We start from the raw sequence: 22,247 nt of genomic DNA, 5'->3' as shown, positions 1-22,247 counted from the left end.
ATCGTCCACTCCCGTTGGCCACTCCAGCGGGAGTCGAGGTGCTGACCAAGATCCTGACCCAGGGGCCGATCCCGCGGGTGGAGATCGCGCGCCGGACCGGGCTGTCGCAGGCGGCCGTGACAAAGGCGGTCGCGCCGCTGATCGAGACCGGTTTCGTCACCGACCAGGCGGCCCCGACCGAGGGCGACAGCCAGCTCGGGATCGGGCGGCCGGTGAGCCCGCTGACCGTCGTACCGAGCAGCGTCTCGGTGATCGGGGTCAAGGTCACGCCGACGAGCCTGATCGGCGTCACCACCGACTTCACCGCGGGCATTCTCAACGTGCGGCACGAGGACCTGGACAGCACCGACCCGGAGGCGGTGATCGAGCAGCTCGCCGGGCACGTGAAGGCGCTGATCGCCGCGCTCAAGTCCGGTACGGCGGTGGCCGGTCCGCTGGCCGGGATCGGGATCGCGGTGTCGGGCGATGTCGACGCGGCTCACGGCGTGGTGCGGGACTCACCGCTGATGGGCTGGCGCAGCGTCCCGGTCGCGGAGCTGCTCGGCAAACGGGTCCGCGTACCGATCGTGGTGTCGAACGACGTCCGCGCGCTGACCGTGGCCGAGCACTGGTTCGGGGCCGGCGTGAACGCCGACTCGTTCGCCGTCGTGACGATCGGCTCCGGCATCGGGTGCGGGCTCTACATCAACGGCGAGGTGGTGTCCGGCGCGTACGGCGTCTCGGGCGAGCTCGGCCACCTGCCGCTCGCGCCGGGCGACCTGGTGTGTACCTGCGGCCGCCGTGGTTGCGTGGAGACCGTGGCGTCGTCGGACGCGATCCTGACGCGGACACGGGAGACCACCGGGCAGGCGGACCTGGATCTGGCCGGTGCGATCAAGTTGGCGCACGAGGGCAACGAACACGCGCGCGAGGCGTTCGACCGGGCCGGTGAGGTGATCGGCGCCGCGCTGGCCGCGATGGTCAACCTGGTCGGGCCGGAGCTCGTGATGATCGCCGGCGAGGGCGTCGCGGAGTACGACCTGTACGAGGAGCGGATGCGGCGCGCCTTCGCGGAGCACGCGTTCGGAGCGGCCGGGGACTGCCGGCTGATGCTCCGCTCCCACACCTTCGACGACTGGGCCCGCGGCGCGGCGGCCACAGTGCTCCGCTCGTACGTTCGGGGCGAACCACCCCTGCAACGCTGAACGGAGCACTGCCGACGAAGCCTTAGCTACGGGCCGCGGCGAGGATCTTGCGCCAGACCTTCTTGTAGGACTCGAGGCCGTCGGCCGCGAGCGGTCCCGTCGGCCCGGCGGTGATGGAGACCCGCTCGGGGATGGTGCCCCAGACCGGGATGTTCTCCTCCGCGTACTGCTGCATGGCTTCCTGGTACGACCGCGTGTAGGTCCGCGCCGAGCAGATCACCAGGCCGACCGGGATGTGGTCGGGAACCAGCTCCAGCACCGCCTTGACCCGGGGAGTCTCGACGCCGCCGACCCGCGTCGGAAGGATCACGATCCGGGCCCGTTCGAGCGCCTTGTTGAGCATCCGTTCGTGGGACGGGGGCATGTCGACGATGCCGATACCCTCCGGCGGGACCTTGTCCACCGCCTTGCTCAGCAGGCGCTCGGTCGGCGCCTCCGCGATCTCGATCCTGTTCAGTTGTTCGTCCTCGGACTCCGCGATCCAGTCCGCGGCGCTACCCTGCGGATCGGCGTCGATCAGAGTGGCTGTGCGACGGTTGGAAGATGCCAGCGCGGCCAAGTACACCGACGTGGTTGTCTTCCCGACCCCGCCCTTCAGTGCAGCTGTCACGATGATCATGGGAGAGAATCTACCCGGACAGACCCGAAATCCGGCGTGTCATCGGCGTTGCCCGCCAAGATCGTGATAGTTGCCCCCAGCCCGTGTGTACAAGCTCAACCCCACTTCAGCCTGAATCCTTTCGGCCGGCCGCTGACTCTTACTCCTGAAATCGCATCCGATGAAGGAGCTCCCCATGACCGTCACCCTGATCGTCGCGGCAATCGTCGCCGTCGCGCTGCTCGGCACCTGCAGCGTCGTCGTACTGCGTCGGAGGGCCCGTGGCTGACCTCGACGAACAGCTGATCCGCGCCGCCCAGCACGGCGACGTCGACGCCCTCACCGCGCTGGTCGCGGACTCGCATCCGACCGTACGGCGGTTCGCCCGGACGCTGTGCGCGACGCCGGAGGACGCCGAGGACGCGGCGCAGGAGGCCCTGAAGGCCCTCGGCCTCACGGTCCCCGCCATGAAGTCCCGCCTGCACCGCGCCCGCAGCACCGTGCGCGAATCCCTGGGAGCCCCCACATGACCTTCGCCGGCACCTCCCTGACCCGGCACCTGGTCCGTGGCGTCATCGGCTTCGGCAGCCTGATCGCCGCCTTCGCCTTACTGCTGGCAGTAGGCCCAGCCAGCCTCCTGCTCCTTCCCGTGACCCTCCTTGCCTTCCGCGGCTGCCCCACTTGCTGGGTCATCGGCCTGATCGAAACGATCTCCCGCGGCAAACTCCAACGCGACTGCGTCGACGGCCAGTGCAAGCTGACCACAACGGCCTAGTCGGGCTTCCTGACCAGTTCGACGAGCGCGCTCAGGCCGTCGGCGCCGTACCCCGCGGCGTCTGCACGGGCGAAGGGTGGCCGGCGCGACCGAGGCCTCCGGCCGCGCGATCCCGGACAAGAGCCGGGGTTATCCGCCCGTGTGCAGGGTTCTCCCCTCGCATATCAGTAGAGAACCCACCACGCGAGGGGATAACCCGTCGTCTGCTGGCGGGTGGCGGCCGACCAGGAGAGCCGCTTGAAACTACAGTTGGTTGTTACTTTCCGAGCCAGGCGTTGACCTTGGGCTGGTTGTCCTTGACCCACTTCTCGGCGGCCTGGTCGGGGGTGAGTTTGTCGACGGCGATCATGCGGGCGACGGCGTTCTGGTCCTCGTTGGTCCACTGGAAGTTCTTGACCAGGTCGTACGCCGGGCTGCCGGAGTCGGCGAACTTCTTCGAGACGATCTTGTCGAGGTCGTACGGCGGGTAGTCGCAGGCGATCTTCGCCGGGACCGCGTCGCAGCCGGCCTTGTACGCGGGCAGGTTGATCTTCACCAGCTTGACCTCGTTGAAGAACCACTGCGGCTCGTAGAAGTACGCGAGCAGCGGCCGCTTGTTCTTCTCCGCGTCCCGGAACGCCTGGATCAGCGCGGTCTCGCTGCCGCTCTGCACGACCTTGTAGTTCAGCGCCAGGTTCTTCACCAGCGCCTCGTCGTTCGTCACGTACGACGGGTCGCCGTCGAGCAGCTGCCCCTTGCCGCCGGACTCCGACGTCTTGAACAGGGCGGCGTACTTGTTGAGGTTCTTCCAGTCCGTGATGTCCGGGTACTTGGCGGCCATCCACGGCGGCACGTACCAGCCGATCACGCCCTTGACGCCGGTGGAGCCGGCCTCGACCGCGACCTTGTCGGTGGTGATGTACTTCTTCTTCAGGTCCTCGTGGCCCCAGTTCTCCAGGTTCACGTCCACCTCGCCGGTGGAGAAGCCCTGCCAGGCGATCTCCTCCTTGAGGTTCTTCTTCACCACCTTGCAGCCGAGGTCCTTGGTCGCGACGTACGCCACCACGGCGGCGTTCGCCTCGTACCCGACCCACGGGCTCACGGTCAGGTTGAACGTGCCGCACTCCTTGCCGGCGCTCGGTTGCGGCTGGGAACCGATCTTCTCGCCGCCACACCCGGTCAACGCGAGCGCCACCGCCGTCAGCACACCGGCGTACCGGAGCTTCTTCACCGCTTGTCTCCTCTACTTTGGAAATCCTGGGTACGACGAGCTGCCGCCTGCGTGATGCGGTCGAGCATGACGCCCAGCAGGACGATAGCGAGTCCGGCGGCCAGCCCCTTGCCGTACAGCTCGCTCTGCGCGAAGCCGGCGGCCACGTCGTACCCCAACGCGCCCGCGCCGACCAGTCCGCCGACGACCACCATCGACAACACGTAGATCAGCCCCTGGTTGATCGCGAGCGTGATCGCCCGCCGCGCGACCGGCAGCTGCACCTTGCTGATCACCTGCCAGGCGCTCGATCCGACCGAGTTCGCCGCCTCCACAGTCGCGACCGGCACCGCCCTGATGCCGTCCGCAACGATCTTGGTGGTCACCGGTACGGCGAACACCACCGCGGCCGCGATCGCGGTGAACCGGCTGGTCCCGAACAACGCCAGGAACGGCACCAGGTACACGAACGGCGGCATCGTCTGTCCCGCGTCCAGCACCGGCCGGATCCAGGTGTCGACTCGACGGTTCCGCCCGGCCCACACACCGAGCGCGAGCCCTACGGCCACGACCACGACCGTCGCGAGCAACGTCGACGCCAGCGTGACCATGCTGTCCTGCCACACGCCAGTTGCCACCAGCAACAGGAGGCACACCGCCGCGGGCACAGCGCCCCGCCAACCTCCGAGTACGGCGGCCAACGCCACGACGACCGCGCTGACGAGCCACCAAGGCGAACCGGTCAGGAGCCCCTCGAGCGGGTTCAGCAGACCGATGGTGACCGCGTCCCGCAGGCCGTACGTGAACCCGCCGAAAACGTTCTGCACCCAGTCGGTCACGTCCGAGGCGACCACCGCGATTCGCGAGCCCACGTTGACGTCCGAGGGAAAGTCTGCGGCCCACACGTAGGTGCGGGAGAACCAGACCGCGACGAGCACCGCAAGAGCGCCTGCGCCGAGTAGTACCTTCCGCCGCACACTCGCCGTACGCCAAGGCCGGTCACCCGCCGCCGTCGTCACCCGGTCGAGGACGATCGCGATCACCACGATCGCCAGACCGGCGTTGAACGCGACGCCGACGTCGAGCGTTTGCAGTGCCTTCAGCACGGTCTGGCCGAGGCCCGGTGCGTCGATCAGCGCGGCGACGGTCACCATCGAGAGCGCCGCCATGATGGTCTGGTTGATGCCGACGACAACGGTCGACCGCGACATGGGCAGCAGGACCTTCAGCAGCGTCTGGCCACGGGTCGAGCCGAGCGAGCGCGCGGCCTCGACACTCTCCGGCGGCACCGAGCGGATCGCGTGCGCGGTCAGCCGGACCGCGGGCGGCGCCGCGTAGATCAAGGTGGCGATCGTCGCCGCGGCCGGACCGATCGCGAAGAACAGCGTCAACGGCGCGAGGTACACGAACGTCGGCAGCGTCTGCATCAGGTCGAGCACCAGCGTCGCGACCCGGAACGCGCGGTTCGACAGTCCCGCCCAGATCCCGAGCGGGATCGCGATCAGCAAGGACAGCAACACGGCCGCGACGGTCAGCGCGAGCGTGTCCATGCTCTCCTGCCACAACCCCTGCAACCCGACGAAGCCGAGCCCCGCAGCAGTCAGTACGGCGACCTTCCAGTTGCCGAACGCCCAAGCGCAGTACGCCGAGGTCGCGACCACCCCGAGCCACCCGATCACCGGCACCGGGCGGTCGAACGACGGCTGCGAGATCACGTTCTGCAGCAGTACGACGAAGTGGTCGACCGCGATCCGGATCGCGTCGAAGAAGACGTTGCCCTGACCGACATCGTCGCGGTGTTCGGTCAGCCAGCGATGGAGCGGGGTGGTCTCCTGCCCGCCGAGGACGAGCGTGTCGATGCCGCGCAGGACGAAGTACGCCGCGACCCAGACGACGAGCAGCACGCCGACGACCACGCTGCGCCGCGGCCGACGTACCTCGACTTCCATGTCACTCGTGACGGCGGCCATCAGCTGTCCGCGACGACGGCGAGAATCTCCTCGTCACCGACCACACCGAGCAGTGTGCCGTTCGAGACGACCTTGACCGGCCGGTCGGCCTCCAGCACGAGGCGGGTCGCCTCACGGACCAGGACGTCCGGACCGAGCTCGGGTCCGTCCAACGGCTCGCCGTCGCGCGGTCGCCGGGCGATCCACCGCAGGGTCAGTACGTCGGCTCGCTGGACGTCGCGGACGAACTCGCGCACGTAGTCGTCGGCCGGCGCCCCGACGAGTTCGTCGCCGGTGCCGAGCTGGACCGCGGCGCCGTCGCGCATCAACAGGATCCGGTCGCCCAGCTTCAGGGCCTCGGACAGGTCGTGGGTGATGAACACCATCGTCTTGCCGACCTCGCGGTGCAGCCGGACGACCTCGGTCTGCATCTCGCGCCGAATCAGCGGGTCGAGCGCGGAGAACGGCTCGTCGAACAGCAGTACGTCGGGATCGTTGGCGAGCGCCCGCGCCAGGCCGACTCGCTGCTGCATGCCGCCGGACAGCTGCTCGGGATACAGGTGCTCGTTGCCGGACAGGCCGACCAGGTCGATGACCTCTTGGGCGCGGCGCCGCCGGTCCGGCTTGCTCTCGCCGCGGATCTCCAGGCCGTACGAGACGTTGTCGATCACCTTGCGGTGCGGCAGCAGCCCGAAGTGCTGGAACACCATCGAGAACTTGCTCCGCCGGAGCGCACGCAGCCGCTTCTCGTCGGCTGCGCGCAGGTCCTCGCCCTCGAAGACCAGCCGTCCGGCGGTCGGCTCGATCAGGCGGGTCAGGCACCGGACCAGCGTGGACTTGCCCGAGCCGGAGAGCCCCATCACGACGAACACCTCACCGGGCGCAACGTCGAAACTCAGGTCGCGAACGGCCGCCGTACAGCCGGTCTTCGCGTAAAGCGCGGCGCGGTCCAGAGCAGCGAGCTCGGGCCGGCGCGGGACGCGCTGGGCCTTCGGGCCGAACACTTTCCACAGGCCCTGCACGGACAGCAGCGCGTCAGAATCCTGAATGTCGGGGTATTCGAGCTGAGCGGTCACAGGTAAACCCTCGCATCCCCGCCGGCAGACACAACGTGAACCGGGACTCTACCCAACCCGCAGTTCGCCGAAGCAGCGCCCGTCCGCGACACTGGCACGATCGGACCGACGCAGCCCGAGGAGGCTGATATGCCCGACGAGGAGTCCATCCAGCCCGACGGACCCACTCCGCCCGGTGTTCGGGCGCAGATCCTGTCCACCGAGCACTGGAGCCTGCTGGCCACCCGCAGCCTGGCGTGGAGCGAGAGCTTCAGCCGCGCGAGCTGGTTCGTGACGGTGGTGTCGGCGACGATGGTCGCGCTCGCCCTGGTGGCGCAGAGCACCGACTTCGGCGTCGGGTTCCAGATCTTCGCGCTGCTGGTCATCCCGTTGCTGGTCGTCATCGGCGTGGCCACCGTGATCCGCCTGGTGCAGCTCAACGGCGAGGACGTCGAGCTGGTGATCGGGATGAACCGGTTGCGGCGGGGCTACCTCGCCATCGCGCCCGAGCTCGAGGAGTACTTCATCACCGGGCACCGCGAGGACATCGCTGGGATCATGCGAACCTACGGCACCCGCCGGACCCGGATCCCGGCCACGCAGTACGTGTCGAGTATCGCGCTGCTCGTCAGCGTGATCGTGGCGGTCCTCGTCGGGGCATTGGCCGGCCTCGTCGCGGACACGTTCGGCGCCGGACGCACCGTGGCCGTCATCGTCGGGATCGCTGGGGGCATCGCGGTACTGGCGACCGTCGTCCTGCTGATCGTCCGCCACGCCCGCCGCACCTGGGACCGCAACTAAGGCTGGTACGGCGGTGCCTCGCCCCAGCCCCAGTGCGGGACAGGGGCCTTCGGTGGCGGGGTTGCGCCGGGCTGGGAGTTGGCCAGTGCGATCCGGGTGCCCCACTCGACGTACGCGACGAAGGCGGACCGGAACTCCGGGTCGTCCGGGAGGCCTGCGGGGTCGGCGCTGCTCGCGATCAGGGCGGCCCAGCGGGACCGCTGTTCCTCGGTCAGCTTGAGATTCAGGTGGTGCGACAGCATCGCCGGGTAGCCGCCGAGCTCGTCGGTGTACCGGCTGTGGCCGCGGAACACCTCGCCGAGCCAGATCGCCACGTGCTCGCGGTGGTTCTCGCTCATGTGCGCGAAGACCGGTGCGAGGATCGGGTCCTCGAGCACCTGGTTGTAGAACACCTCGGTCAGCCGGCGCAGCGCCTCGTGCCCGCCGGCCCACTCGTACAGCGTCGGAGTAGTCACGTAATCATGTAATCACACGAGCAGGGCATCGGAGACGGCCTTCAGCTCCGCTTCGATCCGGGTATCGCCGTCGGCGGTGAACCACAGCACGTTCTGCAGGATCCGCCCTGCCGTCCACCCGAGCGCACGGTCCCGGTCGATGCCGGTCACCTCGAGCATGAGGTCGAACCGGTCGCGGATCGCTTGCGAGAGATCGCCGGTCGCCACCAGATCGTCCCACCGGTTCCACACCGCCGGCATGAGTTCGAACGCCGGGTCGCCGGCCAGCGGCTTCGGGTCGATCACCAGCCACGGCTGCCGCTTCGCAGCCATCACGTTGCAGTAGTGCAGGTCCCAGTGCAGGAGGCGGTCGCCGGGTTCCGGCAGCAACTCGGTCACCTGTGCGACGTACCGCCAGGTCAACGCCTGCTCGGCCGGGTCCGCCAGCTTCGGGATCAGGCGAGGAGCGTCCTCGATCATCCCGGCGGCGATGTCCGAGAGGTGGCGGATGCCGGGCGGGGCGGGTACGGCGCTCAGGTGATTCAGGAGCTCGGCGAGGATCTGGGTCGCCTCGACGTGATCGGGAAGGTCGTCGAGCGTTCGCGGTTCGAGCCGTTCCAGCAGCAGCGTCGACGTCTCCGGGTCGTCCTCGAGCACCTCGACGACGTCGTCGTGGTTCCACGTGCGCAGCGCGAGCGCCTCGCCCTCGGACTCGTCGTTGACACTCTGCAGCTTGAGCATCGCCTCGGTCCCGTCACGCCGTACGACGGGGAGGATGAGCGACGCCTCGCCACTCAACGGGTCGCCGGACACGGTCAGCTGCCACTCATCGACGTACCGCTCGACGGCAGCGGGCAATCCGTCCAGCCAGTCCGAGGCCTTCTCGCTGTGGTTCCGGATGAGCTTCGCGGGAATCTCGATCATCCCCCGCAGAGTAGGTGGTTCGGGCAAGGTGTGCTTGGGTTTTGCCGTGGAGAGCAGGCATCGGCGGGTTCAGCGGATCGTGGCGGCGACGTACTTGGGCATTCCCGTGGTGCTGCTGGTGATCGTCGCGTTGATCGCGTCGAGCGGTACGGCGGCGGCGTGGATCGGGTGTGTTGTGCCGGTCGCGATGTTGGTGATCGGGTTCGTGCTGCGGCAGCGGCATCGGTACCAGCCGCGGTGGTGGCTCGGTGTCGCCGGGTTGTTCGGCGGTCTCACCGGTCTGATGGTGACGCTGTTCCCGTTGGCGGTCGGCGTCTGGTGGCCGGCGATCCTCGCGCTGCCCGGCCTGATCCTCGGGATCGTCGCCGGGCTCGCCCTGGCGCGGGCGGCCGACCGTGCGCTGCTGGTCCCGTTCGTGCCCGAGCTCGCCGGTACGCCGTACGAGCTGGTCTTCCGGCTCCGTGGCATCCCGCTCGCCGCCGTCCTCGTCGGCGCGGACTCGGTCACCGTCCAGTCGCACCCGGTCCCGCGCGCCGCGCACCAGTTCCGCACGTATCCGCTGACCGAGATCACCGGCACGTACGAGTTCTCGCTCTCCGGTGCGGAACGGCTCAAGTTCCCGATCGCGGTCACCCACGCGGTCGCGAGCCAGGGCCCGGCCGTGATCCTGCAGGCGAACGGCGAGGACTGGGTCCTCCCGACGAACCAGGCCGGCACGCTCATCGACGTACTCGCCGAACGCCGGGGCAGTTGAGGTCTAGGCAGGTTCTTCGCAGAGTGTCACCCTGCTTGCATGTGGGGGCACAGAGTGGTTGCGGCGCTTCTGGCGTCGGCAGTGGTGGGGACTGGGATCACGGCAGCTGACGCTGCGGTGGATCCCAAATTGACGGTCACGAGCGTCACAGCCGACCGAACGTCGATTGCGGTATCGGGGCTGAACACCGTCCCGGTGAAGCTGACCGTCGCGGCGAAGTACGACACGACCAACCCGGACGACAACAACCTGGTACTGCTCGTGTACATCAAGCGGATCAGTGGGACCGGCCCGATGACCGAGCTGCTCTCGACCGATCTGCCACGCACCTCCGGCACGGTGCAGAACGGGGTCTGGTCCGGCCCGGTGCACATCTCGTCCACCGCGAACGGGACCTACAAGGTGTACGGCGTCTCGTACGGCCCGTACTTCACCTGGCAGGCGGGCGGGATGCTGCCCGACCCGACACCGGTCGACGGCCCGACCCTGACCATCACCGGCACGCATCAGCCGAAGGTCACCGCCAAGGTGACACCGGCAGTCGTGCCGTTCGGCCCGAACTACACGATCACCTGGGCGATCACCGACCGGACCACTGGTAAGCCCTACGGCACTCGCGTCCGGGCGATGCTCGGCGTCGACAACCAGTGCGCCGAGGAAGCCGGCGGGGTCAACGTGCTGACGACGACCGGCGGTCTGATCAGCCAGTCGTACCCGTCCAGTGCCGGCGAGTGGGTCAACTGCCTGCGGATCAAGAGCACCCCGCTCGACATCACCGGTCTCGGTCTCGCCGTCATCCGGCCCGGCGTCGTGTCGGCCGTGCCGTCGAAAGCGAGCGCGACCGTCGGCACGGTCGTGCCGGTCAACGGCAGCGTGCTCGGCCCGGCGGCCTTCTGCCCAGTCCTGCTGCAGCGCTTGTACGGCGCCTCGCAGTGGCGCCAGGTCAGCACCGCGAAGACGCGGCAGAGCGGGCGCTACACGGTGTCCGCGCAACCGGCGTACAAGGGTCTGATCCCGTACCGCGTCTACTTCCCGAAGTGCTACCGCTACCTGGCCGGCGTCAGCAGGGTGTTCTACATCCGAGGGCTCTAGGAAGACCGCTGGCGGGCGGTCTCAGCCTTCTCCGCCTGCCAGCCGTCCTCGTTCTTGCCGAGCCGCCAGTAGCCGGACAGCGAAACCTGGTCCCGGCTGAGTCCACGCTCCTGGAACAGGTTCTTGCGGATCCGGAACACGAATCCGGCCTCGCCGTGCACGAACACCTGCGGCGTACCGTCCGGGAAGTCGAGAGCCTCGACGGCCGCGACCAGACCGTCGCCGCGCTCACCGTCGGCGGTCGCGCGGTGGAACCACTGCACGTCGGCCTCGCCCGAGCCGCCGAACTTCTGCTCCTCGGTCTCGTCCGCCACCTCGAGCAGGACGGTCGCGCGCGCACCCGGCGGCAACTGCTCGACCGCGGCGCCGATCGCCGGCAGCGCACTCTCGTCACCCACGAGCAGATGCCAGTCGGCCGCCTCGTCCGGCGCGTACGCACCGCCGGGGCCGTTGAACCACAGCACGTCACCCGGCTGCGCCGACGCCGCCCACGGACCCGCGATGCCCTCGTCGCCGTGGTGGACGAAGTCGATGGTCAGTTCCCGCGTCGCCTCGTCCCAGCTCCGGACGGTGTAGGTCCGCATGGTCGGCCACTGCTCGGCCGGGTACGTCTCCCGCACCACGCCCATGTCCAGCGGCTCGGGGTACTCGACGCCGTCCTTGCAGAACAGCAGCTTCACGTAGTGATCGGTGAAGCCGTTGTCCGCGAAGTCGTCGGAGGTGAGCACGACCCGGATCATGTGCGGGGTGATCCGCTCGGTCCTCAGAACGACCGCGCGCTTGCAGACGCGATTACGGCGGGGTGCAGGGCTGGTCACTCGACCACGGTCCTCTCGGGCGGATAAGTTAGGGCTACCTAAGTAAGCCTAACTCACCCGCCCGAACAGGTCAGGTTCCGCGGATGTAGAACACCTTGCTGACGCCCGCGACGTACGGACGGCAGGCGGGGAAGTAGACCCGGTACGGGATCGATCCCTTGTACGCCGGTTGCGCGTTGAGCGTGAACCGCCCGGACGCCCGCACCGCGGCGGAGCCGACGGTCCGCCACTGCGAGGCGCCGTACAAGCGCTGCAGGTGCACCGGGCAGTTGAACGGCCCGCCCATGACCGAACCGTTGACACCGACGATCGTGCCGACCGGTGCGCTGGTCTTCGACGGCGCCGCGGACACGATGGCCGGCCGGGCCGGTACGAACGAGAGCCATCCGTTCGCGTCCGGAGTGCCCGGAAGCAGCAGGCAGGTGATGGGTGTGATCGACACACCCGGGTACGCCTTCGTCACGACGCCGTTGGTGTCGGTCGTGTTCGTGTACTTCGGCCCGAAGTACTCGACGCAGCCGCTGTTGGTCTGAAGCGCGACCCGGATCCGGCTGCCGTACGGCTTGCCGGTCTGTGCGTCGCTGACAGCCCACTTGATCGTGTACGGCTGGTTGAACGGCACCACCTTCGGCGTCACCACCGCAGTGATCTTCGGCTGATGCGTCCCGGTGACAGTGATCGACGGACCGGCGTACGGCGTCGGGTCGGTGATCGGCGGGCTGGGCGGGAAGAACGGGCCGGTCATCACGCCGGTGACCTTGAAGGTGCCGTTCGCTGTCGACGGGACGTTGAGCGGTCCGCTCCAGGTGCCGGTCGTCTCGTTGCGGATCAGGTTCGTGGAGAGCAACTGCCGCAGTTGGCCGGTACCGCCGGTGCGTTCGAGGATCACGTTGACCGGGACCTTCTCGTCGGTCGACGAGCCGGTGTCGAAGACGCCCTTGACCGTCACCGTGACCGGCGCCGTGTTGAGCCCGCTGACGGCGACGCTCGTCTTGTTCAGCGCAACCGAGGTGATGTGCAGAGCGGGATCGGGCTCGGCCTGTGCCGCGAGCGGAAAGGCGACCAGCGCCAGCGGCGCCGCGAGCAGGGCGGTGAGTGCTCGGCGCATGATTACAGGCCTCGGATGTAGAAGGCCTTGCTGACGCCTGCCTGGTAGTTGTAGCACCTCGGGAAGTAGACGCGGTACGGGATCAGACCCTTGTACGCCGGCTGCGCGTTGAGCGTGAACTTTCCGCTGTAGGAGCGGATCTTGCCTGCGGGGCTGACCGTCCTCCACTGGGTGGCGCCGTACAGCCGCTGCAGGTACACCTTGCAGGCGGACGGCGCACCCTGGACGACGCCGTTCACCGGGACGATCGTGCCGACCGGTGCGCTGGTCTTCGACGGCGCCGCGGTCACGATGCCGGGCCGGGCGACGTTGAGTCCCTGTCCGCCGATCGACCACGGGTCGCCGGGCAGCAGCAGGCAGTTGACCCATTGGGCATCCGAGGCCGGGTAGGACTTGGTCACCACACCGCTGGTGTCGGTGAGGTTCGTGTAGCCCGGACCCCAGTTTTCGGCGCAGGTGTTGTCGGTCCCGAGGACGACGCGGAGCTTGCTGCCGTACGGCTTGCCGGTCTGCGCGTCGGTGACGGCCCACTTGATCGAGAAGCCGGAGCCGAACGGCACCACCCTCGGGGACACCAACGCGGTGATCTTCGGCTGGTGGGTCCCGGTGACCGCGAGCGACGGACCAGCGTACGGCGTCGGTTCCGTCATGCTCCCGCTACCCGGGAAGAACGGGCCGGTCAGTACGCCGGTCACCTTGAAGGTGCCGTTCGCCGTCGACGGGACCAGCAGCGATCCGCTCCAGGTGCCGTTCGTGAGCCGTGGCAGGTTCGTGGAGAACAGCGTCCGCTCCGAGCCGGTGCCGCCGGTCCGCTCGAGGATCACGTTCACCGGCGTGCTGGTGTCGGCGCCGTAGGTTCCCTTCACCGTCACCGTCACCGGTGCGGTGTTGAGTCCGCTGACGGCGACGCTGGTCTTGTTCAGCGTGATCGAGTCGATCTTGAGGTCGGGGTCGGGGGCGGCCTGGGCCGCGGCCGGGAAGACGGCCAGGACCAGCGGTGCCGCGAGCAGCGCAGCGAGAACTCGGATTCTCATCATCAGATCCCTCGGATGTAGAACGTCTTGCTGACGCCCGCGACGATGTTGTGGCAGGTCGGGAAGTAGGCCCGGTAAGGAATCAGGCCCTTGTACGACGGTTGCGCGTTGACCGTGAACCGGCCGGACTGCCGCACCGTCGCGGAGCTGACGGTCCGCCACTGCGAGGCGCCGTACAGCCGCTGTAGATGCACAGGGCAACTACTCACGCGGTAGACCGAACCGTTGACCGGGACAACGGTCCCGACCGGGGCGCTGGTCTTCGACGGCACCGCCGACACGATCGCCGGGTGCGCGACGAACAGCCACTGGCCGACGATGTAGTACGGGTCGGCGTAGACGTGCGCGCAGTTCATCGCGCCGCCGTCGTACGCCGTGTACGACTTGGTGATCAGGCCGTTCGTCCCGGTCCTGTACATCGGGCTGCCGCCCTCGGCGCACGGCGTGTCGACGCCGAGGCCGATCGGGATCCGGGTGCCGTACGGCTTGCCGGTCGCGGTGTTCGTGACCGCCCAGGTGATCGAGTACGGCGTGTCCCACGGCACCACGCGCGGGTTCACGGACGCGGTGATCTTCGGCAGGTTCGTGCCCTTCACCGTGATCGTCTGGCCCGAGTACGGCGTCGGGTCGACCGGGGTCCCCGGGTCCGGGGCGCCGTACGGGCCGGTCATCACGCCGGTGACCTTGAAGGTGCCGTTCGCCGTGGACGCGACGTTGAGCCGGCCGGTCCAGGTGCCGTTCTGGACCGTTCCGCCGGTCCGCTTCAGGTCGGCGGACACGATGCTGTCCCGCGGTCCGGTGCCGCCGGTGCGCGTCAGGACGACGTTCAGCACCAGGCCGGCGTCCCCGGGCTCACTGGAGTTGTAGCCGCCCTTGACGGTGACGTTGATCGGGTACGTGTTCAGCCCGGAGACCGCGACCGAGGTGCGATCCAGGACGACCTGCGAAATCGTCAGGTTCGGATCCGGGTCGGCCTGCGCAGCACCAGCCGGCAGCAGGCCGGCGAGGAGTACGGCGAGCAGCGCCGCGAGCACTCGTCCGATTCTCATGCACTGAGGGTGACAGCGGTACATGCCGCTTCCAAGCATTTCGGCTCAGGTGTGCGCGATCGGGTCGCGGTGTGTAGACCGGTTGCCGCGAGCCCGTGATTCAACTTCCGGGAGCCGACTGTTAACCGACCGGCCACGCATCGACCGCGTCGGCGACGGCTACGGTCCGCACGCTGGTGCGATGAGCCAGGTCTTCGGAGCAGACGGGCACCCGGCGTACTGGATCACGCGCAGGGACCAGCTCGGTACGCCGCTCTCGTTGAGCGGCGTACTGCCGGAGAGCAAGGCGATCCTCTTCCAGGGCGCGCCCGGCATGGGCAAGACCACCGAACTGAACCGGGTGGAAGATCTGGCCGAGGTCCACGGCTGGACCACGATCAGGGTGACCGCGTCCGAGAACATCCCGCTCGAGCACCACCTGACCACCGCGTTCCGGAAGAAGCTCGACGACCTGCAGGACAGGTTCGGCAAGCGCCAGGTACGCGGCCTCAGCAAGACGGTCCGCGACCTGACCGAGAGCGGCCGCAACACCCGGTGGGGATGGGAAGCGCGGCTCGGCGGCGGTCCCGTACCGGTCGAGTTCGTCGGTAAGCGCGAGAAGGACACCACCGCGCACGACAAGCTCGGCACCACGCTGAACGATTTCGCCGACGAGCTCGGCCGGATCGCCGGCCACGAGAACGAGCCGATCCTGCTGCTGATCGACAAGATCGACGCGGCGTCGGAGCACGACCAGGCGGGCGTGAACGACCTGGCGATCCATCTCGAAGAACTGGATCGTCCCGTCTGGCTGGTCATCGCCGGCGGCACGAAGTCGACGAGCTCGCTGATGCACGCGTCCCGCCGGATGTCCGGCATCGCCACCACGATCACCAACCAGTTCAGTGTCCGCGAGCTCGAGCCGCTGTCCGACGCGGAGCTCGCCGTGTCCCTCACCGAGCCGCTCGACGACGCGCAGATCCCGTACGAGTACGCCGGCATCGACGTACTGGTCCGCGCCGCCAACGGCAACCCGAGCCAGTTGCGGAAGTTCGCCCTGGCCGCTGTCGCGATGCGGGACCCGGAGCGCGGGATCACGGCGGCGGCTGCGGAAGCGGCGACCACCAGGGTCTGGACGGACTCGGAACACAGCTACCAGAGCAAGTGGAACCAGCCGGAGACCACGCACGCCCAGAAGGATCTCCTCGCCAGGGTTGCGGCGCAGGGAACGAACGGTCTGTACATGCCGCCCGAGACCCGGCCAGATCTGTCGGGCGAGTGGCAACAGGTCGACAAGGCGCGCCAGGAACTGGTCGCCCGCGGAATGCTCCGGGAGCACGACGGCCAACTCGTGACGATCCCCGACAAGGGGTTGCGGGACTGGCTCAACCAGCACCTCGACCAGACACCGGCACCGGCCCGCGGGCCCGAAGTCGGCCGGCCTTCCGCCAACCTGGCGCCGGTGCACCTGGCCGGAGACCGGGCTGCGGTCAACCGGGTGTTCGGCACGTCCGATCAGCTCGTCGAGCAGATCGACCGCAAGGACAAGGACGGCCGGCCGATCTCGCTGGACCAGCGACTCCCCATCGGAACAACGGTGTTGTTCACCGGACCCCCCGGCATCGGCACCAGCCAGGAGCTGAACCGGACCAAAGCTCTGGCCGACCGGGAGGGCTGGATCGCGATCCGCTTCAGCGCCTCCCGACGCGAGTCGGTGGAGGCCAGGATCATTCGCGCCGTCCAGTCCGAGCTGGACACCTTCAAGCGGCGGTATCCGGCCGACCAGGTCAAGGAGCTGAAGGAGATCCTGAACCGGATGGCGGTCCGGACCAAGAACTCGATGAACACCGCGCAACTCCGGGCCGGCCTCGCGCCCGGACCGAAGATCGGCGTCCACCGGGCATGGGAAGGCGTCACGAAGGACTCGGTCGGCCGAACCCTGAGCGAGCTCGGCGAACATCTCGGCACGATGGCCGGCCCGCGCCGCGAGCCGATCGTGCTGATGGTCGACAACCTGGACGCCGCCTCGGACAACGATCTGGTCGCGCTGACCGGGCTGTCGGCCACCCTGCACGAGAACCGGAAACCGGCGTTCCTGATCGCGGCGGGCGGCAACCAGATGGAGTCCCGGCTGCTGTCCGCGTCGGGTGGCCGCTCCGGGACGGAGACCGAGCTGAAGCTCGACGTCCGCGAGCTGGTACCGCTGAACGCGGACGAGATGCAAAGGGCACTCGTCCGGCCGCTGTCCAAGTCCGGTGTCCAGTGCGATCCGGGTGCTGTGGACAAACTGGTGGGGGGCGCACAAGGCCACCCGAGCAGGTTGCGGACGCTGGCCGGCGCGGCCCTCGAGCTCGTTCAGGCCGGTGAGAACACCATCACCACCGAGATCGCCGTCACCGCGGCCTCCCGGCTGAACACGCGATCCCAGGCCCTGTACGCCGCTGCCTGGGCCAACTGTTCGAACCACGAGATGGCGTTGCTCGCGAAGACCGCGGCGCACGGGTCTCACGGCGTACCCATCCCGTCCCGGACTACGAGTCCGGATCGGTGGGACCTCGACGACGCGTCCAAGACACTGATCTCACGCGGCCTGCTGACCCGCACCGATTTCCGGATCCACGTCACCGACCCGGGCTTCCAGGACTGGGTACAGACCCGGCTCGGCACGGCCACGGCCCTGACCGGCATCGCCGCACCGGTCAGGTCGCAGGCGCAGCTCACGACGACCGGAGGGCGGACCGTGGACCACCGGCCCGCCCTCGGCGCGAAACACGACGTGCAGCAGAACCGCTGACCCTTACGGCCAGATCGACGCGACCCACTCCGGGTGGTCGATGAACGGGTTCCGGTTGTGCTGGAACTGGCTGTAGATGACCTCGTTGCGGTTCTTCTCGAACGCGTCCGGCGGGTCGGCCGCGGCCCAGGCCTTCAGCACCGAGACCTTGCCGATGTACGGCGCGGTGCCGTTGCCGACCGAGTCGTTCAGCTCGAGGTTCGCGAACCCGTCGTCGCCCTCGTAGCGCACGGCCATGTAGAAGATCATCCGGGCGACGTCACCGCGGACCGCTGCCCGGGGCGCGAACGAGTCCGAGTCCGCCGTACAGCCGGAGCACTGGGCGACCGACGTACCGCCGTTGTCGAAGTCGAGGTTGCCGCGGGCCGAGTTCACCGTCACGTCCTCGGGGCGGAGGTGGTGGACGTCGGTGCCCGGGCCGGTCGCGGTGCCGAAGTCGCCGTGGGACTTGGCCCAGACGTGTTCGCGGTTCCAGTCGTCGGCGTCGCCGCCGTTGAGGGTCTTGCTGATCGAGCGGCCGGAGTAGATCTCGATGACGTTGCTGCTGTTGCTCGGGTCCTGGTCGGTGACCTTCAGCGCGTCCCAGACCTGGTCGTAGCTGAGCTTGGTCTGGCTCGAGATGATCGTGTGCAGCGCGGACTTCAGCGCAGGCCCGGTCTTGCCCTCGGCGCCGGCATAGTAGTCACCCGGATCCGGGCCCGGATCCGTGCCGCCACCGCCGGTGAAGGCGGTCGCGTTCTTCAGGCCGGGGTGCGAGAAGTACGCCGCCAGCGTGCCGGTGACGGTGATCTGCTTGCCGAGCAGGCTCGGGTTGCTCTGCAGTCCGTACGACGCGCGGAACGCGGTCGGGATCTGGACGTAGAGCATCGACGACGTGCTGGTCTGGGACGCCGAGTCGGCGAGCGCCAGCGCGTAGTCGTTCGGGAAGTTGCTACGGACAACGGTGGTGGTGGCGGTCGGCTGACCGACCACGTACCCGGTGACCGAAGCGGTCGAACCGTCTTGACGGCCGATCGCCGTGGCGACCGTGATCGAGGTGGCGGCACTGGACGGCGTGATGCCGAAACCGAGCAGGGCCAGTACGGCGGTGACGAGCAGCGCCGGACGCAAGAGTCGGGACACGGCTACTCCCAGGGGCGGTTGGGGACCGGACGCAGGTCAGTCTGCCCCGGATGCCGAGCCGACGAACCTCCGGCATGCAAACACTTGATGAAGAGTTGAACCGGTGGGGCGATGAACGAGTGAGTGCCGTTCACCACCCCACCTGGGTGAATGGGCCCCCATCAGGCCGAGACGCACAGCCGCAGCCTGCTCTGCCCACGCACCAGCGAGGCGCCACTGGCGGGCGGCACCTCACCGTCGAGGTCGGCGTGGTGCGGACGCCGTTTACGGACCGTACTCATTCCAGCACGCGTTGTCCATGGCTCGTGTGCGCCATCTCACTCTCCGACCGGTAGCATCGCGCGGGTGACCGTGTTGAGGCCGTTGCGGCTGTTCAATTCGCTCGGGCGCCGCGTGGAGGACTTCGCGCCGGCCACGGACGGCGTCGTGCGGCTGTACAGCTGTGGGCCGACGGTCTACAGCTATGCGCACATCGGCAATCTGCGCGCCTACACGTTCGCGGACACCTTGCGCCGGGCCCTGCTCTGGAAGGGCCTCCAGGTCGAGCATGTCATCAACATCACCGACGTCGGCCACGCGGTCGCGGAGGCCGAGCTCGGCGAGGACAAGCTGGAGGTAGCGGCCGCCCGGGAACGCCGGTCGGTCGAGGAGATCGCGGCGATGTACACCGAGGCGTTCTTCGCCGACCTTGCCTCGTTGAACATCCTGCCCGCACACCACTATCCGCGTGCCACGCAGTACGTCGAGCAGATGATCGCGTTTGCGGAACGCCTGGTCGAGCGCGGCTTCACGTACGAGATCGAGTCCGGGCTGTACTTCGACACGTCGAAGGATCCGACGTACGGGCAGCTCGGTCTGATCGACGTGAGCGGTCAGCTCGAGGGCGCTCGGGTCGAGGAGGTGCCCGGCAGGCGGGCCAAGACCGATTTTGCGCTGTGGCGTGCGGAGGCTCCGGGGCAGCTGCGGGCGATGCGCTGGGACTCGCCGTGGGGCTGGGGAGCACCCGGCTGGCATCTCGAGTGCTCGGTGATGAGCATGCTGCTGCTCGGCGAACACTTCGACATCCACACCGGCGGTGTGGACCACCGGCAGTTGCACCACGTCAACGAGATCGCCCAGAGCGAGGCGTACCTCGGCGATGGGCAGCCATGGGTGAAGTTCTGGCTGCACAACGAGTTCCTGCAGCTCGGCTCGGCGAAGATCTCGAAGTCGGCCGGTCACATCCTGACCGTCAGCGACCTGGCCAAGCAGGGATTCCATCCGCTCGCCTATCGGCTGTTCCTGCTCGGCGGTCACTACCGCGCTCAGCTCGAATTCACGATGGCCGGACTCGACAGCGCCCAGTCCACGCTGCGCCGGTTGGTCCGCCGTACGTCGTCGCTCGGTCCGCTGCCGTCCGTGACCACAGCGGACGAGGCTCGTGCGGCGGCTGGTGACGATGCCGCGGCCGTTGCGGTGATCGACCAGATCGACGATGCGATCAGCTCGGACCTCAACACGCCGCGCGTGCTCGCGTTGCTGCAGGACTCGCTGCGTGATCAGGCGCTGTCCGAGGCGGGGCAGCGAGCGGTTGTGGCCGCGTGCGCCGCCGTACTCGGGCTGCCGTTCGGCCAGCTCACCCCGGCGGACGTCGAGCCGACCGCGACCGGGCTGCCGGAGCTCGATGAGACCGCGGTCGAGCAACTGGTCGCTGACCGCGAGACCGCTCGCGCCGCTCGGGACTGGGCCCGCGCCGACGCCCTGCGCGCGGAGCTGACCGAGCTGGGCGTCCAGGTCACCGACACCGCCAACGGCCCGACCTGGACCCGCGTCAGCTGATCACCTTCACCAACGCTTCTCCAGCCAGTCGGACCAGACCGCCAGAGCCTCGTCCGGCCCGCTCCGGCCGAGCCCGACCCGGAAGCGATCCGTCGGGGTCGCGGTCAGCTCCGACGAGTAGATACCCGCCGGAAGCAGCAGCACGCCGGCGTGCTCGACGAGCTCGGCGCACATGGATTCGACCCCGTCAGCGCCGAGGTAGCGCGGATAGCAAACGCATCCGCCGTCCGGGGCGGTGAACTCGAACAACTCCGGATACCGCCCGAAGAACTCCTCGAACAGCGGCAGATTCCGCGCGACAACGCCCCGATTGCGCTCCAGGATGCGGTCCCGGGCGCGCACTGCGATCAGCGCGAGGACCTCACTCGGCCCCGCGTTGCAGATCGTCGTGTAGTGCTTCGCCCGTTCGAGCCGATCCAGGACAGTTCGGTCGCGGCAGACGACCCACCCGATCCGCAGGCCCGGCAACCCGTACGCCTTCGACATCACGTTGAGGGAGATCGCCGTACCTGAAAGATCTGTTGCCTGAGGCAATGGATCCACTTCGAGGCCACGGTAGACCTCGTCGGAGAACAGGATGATGCCGCGCTCGTCGCACAGCTGGACGAGTCGCGACCAGGCGTCCGGCGAAGGAAGCGCCCCGGTGGGGTTGTTGGGGAAGTTGACCGACACCAGCCGGGTGTTCGGGCGCAGGGCGGCTGCTATCGCGTCGACGTCGAGTGTCCAACCGTCGCCTGGCTGCAGCGCCACCCCGGTCACCTCACACACCGACAGCGGGATTGTTTCTGCTGCCTGGTAGTTGGGAGTCAGGACGACGGCGTGATCCGACGGCTCGAGCAGCGTTCGCATCGCCAGGTAGATCGCCTCTTCGGCGCCCGCGAAGCACAGGATGTCGTCGGCCTGCGCCGCGGAGTACGTCGCTGCGATCGCCTCGCGCAACGCCGGCAGACCCCGGGTTTCGGTGTAGCCGAGGGCCAGCGACTCCCACCGCTCGCGGCCGTCGTCGTCGGCCATCGCGAGCAGCTCGGACATCGGCAGCGTCTGCGCGTCGGACGCGGTCAGGTGGTAGCGCGCGCTGAACTCCCACCGTGCGAAGTAGGTCTCCAGGCGGAAATCAGGCAGAGTCGGCATCCGGTTCCTTCCGGGCTTGACCGAGCAGCTGATAGAGCGCGGAGCGCGAGATCCGCAGGGCGCGAGCAACGGCCGGCACCGATCTCCGCTGGCTGAGTACGCCGGCGGCGTCCAGCCGGCCGAGCAGTTCCAGCCGGTCCGCCCTGGTCAGCCGGTCAGCCGCGACCCCACGTTCCCGGACGTAGGAGGCGACGAGCTCGTTCAGCGTCTCGGTCCAGTCGTGCTCGAACAACACCCGCGGCTGCCCAGCCACGGGCGCCGCGAGCGCGGCCAGCAGCCGGCTCGCCTCCTCGAACGCGGTCCGGTCCACGTTCACGCAGAGCACGTACCCCGGTTTGCCATCGTCGTCGCGGACGACCGCGCTCACGCTGGACAACCGCCGGCCGTCGGGGAGGGTCTTCGGGTACGGCCCGTAGACGTCCGGTCCGGTCTCGGTCAGCTCGTCCAGCTCACCGAGCTGCGACGGCTCGCCCGGCTCGCGGCCGGACAGTGGGTTCCAGATCGCGGCGATCTCGTCGGTGCCGGTGTCGTGCAGCACGACCTCGGCGTGCGGCGACAGCAGCCGCGCCAGGGCGTCACCGATGGGCGCCAGATGCTCAGCTTTCATATCTCTGGACATTAAGTCCACACTGGACGATC

Annotated in this window: 21 protein-coding genes; 8 read left to right on the top strand and 13 right to left on the bottom strand. The window is 68.5% G+C overall.

The features are described 5' to 3' along the window. Window positions 1-38: 38 nt before the first annotated feature. Window positions 39-1,184: an ROK family transcriptional regulator gene (locus EV649_RS27950; RefSeq protein WP_241998750.1), complete on the top strand. Its 1,146-nt coding sequence runs from the start codon at window positions 39-41 to the stop codon at window positions 1,182-1,184. Window positions 1,185-1,206: 22 nt separating this feature from the next. On the opposite strand, the gene EV649_RS27945 is transcribed toward EV649_RS27950, so the two are convergent. Next, the gene (locus EV649_RS27945; RefSeq protein WP_130386585.1) at window positions 1,207-1,803 is read right to left on the bottom strand and encodes a ParA family protein; all 597 of its coding nucleotides are present in this window, start codon (window positions 1,801-1,803) and stop codon (window positions 1,207-1,209) included. 260 nt (window positions 1,804-2,063) lie between these two features. On the opposite strand from EV649_RS27945, the gene EV649_RS27940 reads away from it, so the two are divergent. Next, window positions 2,064-2,312, top strand: a complete 249-nt coding sequence (locus tag EV649_RS27940) for a sigma factor (RefSeq protein ID WP_198682738.1) — start codon at window positions 2,064-2,066, stop codon at window positions 2,310-2,312. Beyond that, window positions 2,309-2,557: a hypothetical protein gene (locus EV649_RS27935; RefSeq protein ID WP_130386584.1), complete on the top strand. Its 249-nt coding sequence runs from the start codon at window positions 2,309-2,311 to the stop codon at window positions 2,555-2,557. The genes EV649_RS27940 and EV649_RS27935 overlap by 4 nt, the downstream gene beginning before the upstream one ends. 256 nt (window positions 2,558-2,813) lie before the next feature. Here EV649_RS27935 and EV649_RS27930 read toward each other — a convergent pair whose 3' ends face one another. From EV649_RS27930 to EV649_RS27920, 3 genes are read right to left on the bottom strand one after another with little or no spacing between them, the layout of a single operon-like run. After that, the gene (locus tag EV649_RS27930) at window positions 2,814-3,767 is read right to left on the bottom strand and encodes an ABC transporter substrate-binding protein (protein WP_130386583.1); all 954 of its coding nucleotides are present in this window, start codon (window positions 3,765-3,767) and stop codon (window positions 2,814-2,816) included. Next, window positions 3,764-5,716 carry an ABC transporter permease subunit gene (locus EV649_RS27925; RefSeq protein ID WP_130386582.1) on the bottom strand — a complete coding sequence of 651 codons (1,953 nt, stop codon included), beginning with the start codon at window positions 5,714-5,716 and terminating at the stop codon, window positions 3,764-3,766. The genes EV649_RS27930 and EV649_RS27925 overlap by 4 nt, the downstream gene beginning before the upstream one ends. Continuing rightward, a complete protein-coding gene (locus tag EV649_RS27920) occupies window positions 5,716-6,771 on the bottom strand; it encodes a glycine betaine/L-proline ABC transporter ATP-binding protein (RefSeq protein ID WP_130386581.1) in 1,056 nt (351 codons plus the stop codon). Before EV649_RS27920 ends, EV649_RS27925 begins: the two co-directional genes overlap by 1 nt. Before the next feature lie 129 nt (window positions 6,772-6,900). Between EV649_RS27920 and EV649_RS27915 the strand changes: the two genes are divergently transcribed. After that, window positions 6,901-7,551, top strand: coding sequence for a hypothetical protein (locus EV649_RS27915; protein WP_130386580.1), 651 nt, complete (start codon window positions 6,901-6,903; stop codon window positions 7,549-7,551). Here EV649_RS27915 and EV649_RS27910 read toward each other — a convergent pair. Beyond that, window positions 7,548-8,006 carry a group II truncated hemoglobin gene (locus EV649_RS27910; RefSeq protein ID WP_130386579.1) on the bottom strand — a complete coding sequence of 153 codons (459 nt, stop codon included), beginning with the start codon at window positions 8,004-8,006 and terminating at the stop codon, window positions 7,548-7,550. The genes EV649_RS27915 and EV649_RS27910 overlap by 4 nt on opposite strands. Window positions 8,007-8,018: 12 nt before the next feature. Further along, window positions 8,019-8,909 (bottom strand): aminoglycoside phosphotransferase family protein, encoded by an 891-nt coding sequence (locus tag EV649_RS27905; RefSeq protein WP_130386578.1) that lies wholly within the window; start codon window positions 8,907-8,909, stop codon window positions 8,019-8,021. A 46-nt stretch (window positions 8,910-8,955) separates the two neighbouring features. Here EV649_RS27905 and EV649_RS27900 point away from each other — a divergent pair, with 46 nt between their 5' ends. Together EV649_RS27900 and EV649_RS27895 are read left to right on the top strand one after the other, a co-directional pair. After that, window positions 8,956-9,663, top strand: a complete 708-nt coding sequence (locus tag EV649_RS27900; RefSeq protein WP_130386577.1) for a hypothetical protein — start codon at window positions 8,956-8,958, stop codon at window positions 9,661-9,663. 117 nt (window positions 9,664-9,780) lie between these two features. Further along, the gene (locus EV649_RS27895) at window positions 9,781-10,755 is read left to right on the top strand and encodes a hypothetical protein (protein WP_130386576.1); all 975 of its coding nucleotides are present in this window, start codon (window positions 9,781-9,783) and stop codon (window positions 10,753-10,755) included. On the opposite strand, the gene EV649_RS27890 is transcribed toward EV649_RS27895, so the two are convergent. From EV649_RS27890 to EV649_RS27875, 4 genes are all read right to left on the bottom strand, one after another. Further along, window positions 10,752-11,573, bottom strand: coding sequence for a siderophore-interacting protein (locus EV649_RS27890; protein WP_130386575.1), 822 nt, complete (start codon window positions 11,571-11,573; stop codon window positions 10,752-10,754). The two genes, EV649_RS27895 and EV649_RS27890, sit on opposite strands and share 4 nt — an antisense overlap. Before the next feature lie 70 nt (window positions 11,574-11,643). After that, window positions 11,644-12,681 carry a hypothetical protein gene (locus EV649_RS27885; RefSeq protein ID WP_130386574.1) on the bottom strand — a complete coding sequence of 346 codons (1,038 nt, stop codon included), beginning with the start codon at window positions 12,679-12,681 and terminating at the stop codon, window positions 11,644-11,646. 2 nt (window positions 12,682-12,683) lie between these two features. Further along, a complete protein-coding gene (locus EV649_RS27880) occupies window positions 12,684-13,715 on the bottom strand; it encodes a hypothetical protein (protein ID WP_130386573.1) in 1,032 nt (343 codons plus the stop codon). A gap of 2 nt (window positions 13,716-13,717) precedes the next feature. Further along, window positions 13,718-14,764 (bottom strand): hypothetical protein, encoded by a 1,047-nt coding sequence (locus EV649_RS27875; RefSeq protein WP_130386572.1) that lies wholly within the window; start codon window positions 14,762-14,764, stop codon window positions 13,718-13,720. 181 nt (window positions 14,765-14,945) lie between these two features. Here EV649_RS27875 and EV649_RS27870 point away from each other — a divergent pair, with 181 nt between their 5' ends. Next, a complete protein-coding gene (locus EV649_RS27870; RefSeq protein ID WP_157996331.1) occupies window positions 14,946-17,537 on the top strand; it encodes an AAA family ATPase in 2,592 nt (863 codons plus the stop codon). A gap of 3 nt (window positions 17,538-17,540) precedes the next feature. On the opposite strand, the gene EV649_RS27865 is transcribed toward EV649_RS27870, so the two are convergent. Then, a complete protein-coding gene (locus tag EV649_RS27865) occupies window positions 17,541-18,659 on the bottom strand; it encodes an endonuclease (protein ID WP_241998747.1) in 1,119 nt (372 codons plus the stop codon). A gap of 345 nt (window positions 18,660-19,004) precedes the next feature. Between EV649_RS27865 and cysS the strand changes: the two genes are divergently transcribed. Further along, the gene (gene cysS, locus EV649_RS27860; protein WP_198682737.1) at window positions 19,005-20,477 is read left to right on the top strand and encodes a cysteine--tRNA ligase; all 1,473 of its coding nucleotides are present in this window, start codon (window positions 19,005-19,007) and stop codon (window positions 20,475-20,477) included. Window positions 20,478-20,483: 6 nt separating this feature from the next. On the opposite strand, the gene EV649_RS27855 is transcribed toward cysS, so the two are convergent. Both EV649_RS27855 and EV649_RS27850 read right to left on the bottom strand, forming a co-directional pair. Then, window positions 20,484-21,608 (bottom strand): pyridoxal phosphate-dependent aminotransferase, encoded by a 1,125-nt coding sequence (locus EV649_RS27855; RefSeq protein WP_130386569.1) that lies wholly within the window; start codon window positions 21,606-21,608, stop codon window positions 20,484-20,486. Continuing rightward, window positions 21,592-22,215 carry a PAS domain-containing protein gene (locus EV649_RS27850; protein ID WP_198682736.1) on the bottom strand — a complete coding sequence of 208 codons (624 nt, stop codon included), beginning with the start codon at window positions 22,213-22,215 and terminating at the stop codon, window positions 21,592-21,594. The genes EV649_RS27855 and EV649_RS27850 overlap by 17 nt, the downstream gene beginning before the upstream one ends. Window positions 22,216-22,247: the final 32 nt, after the last annotated feature.

This window comes from Kribbella sp. VKM Ac-2569, assembly GCF_004216905.1.
Taxonomy (GTDB): domain Bacteria; phylum Actinomycetota; class Actinomycetes; order Propionibacteriales; family Kribbellaceae; genus Kribbella.
This window is presented reverse-complemented; position numbering and strand designations above follow the sequence as displayed.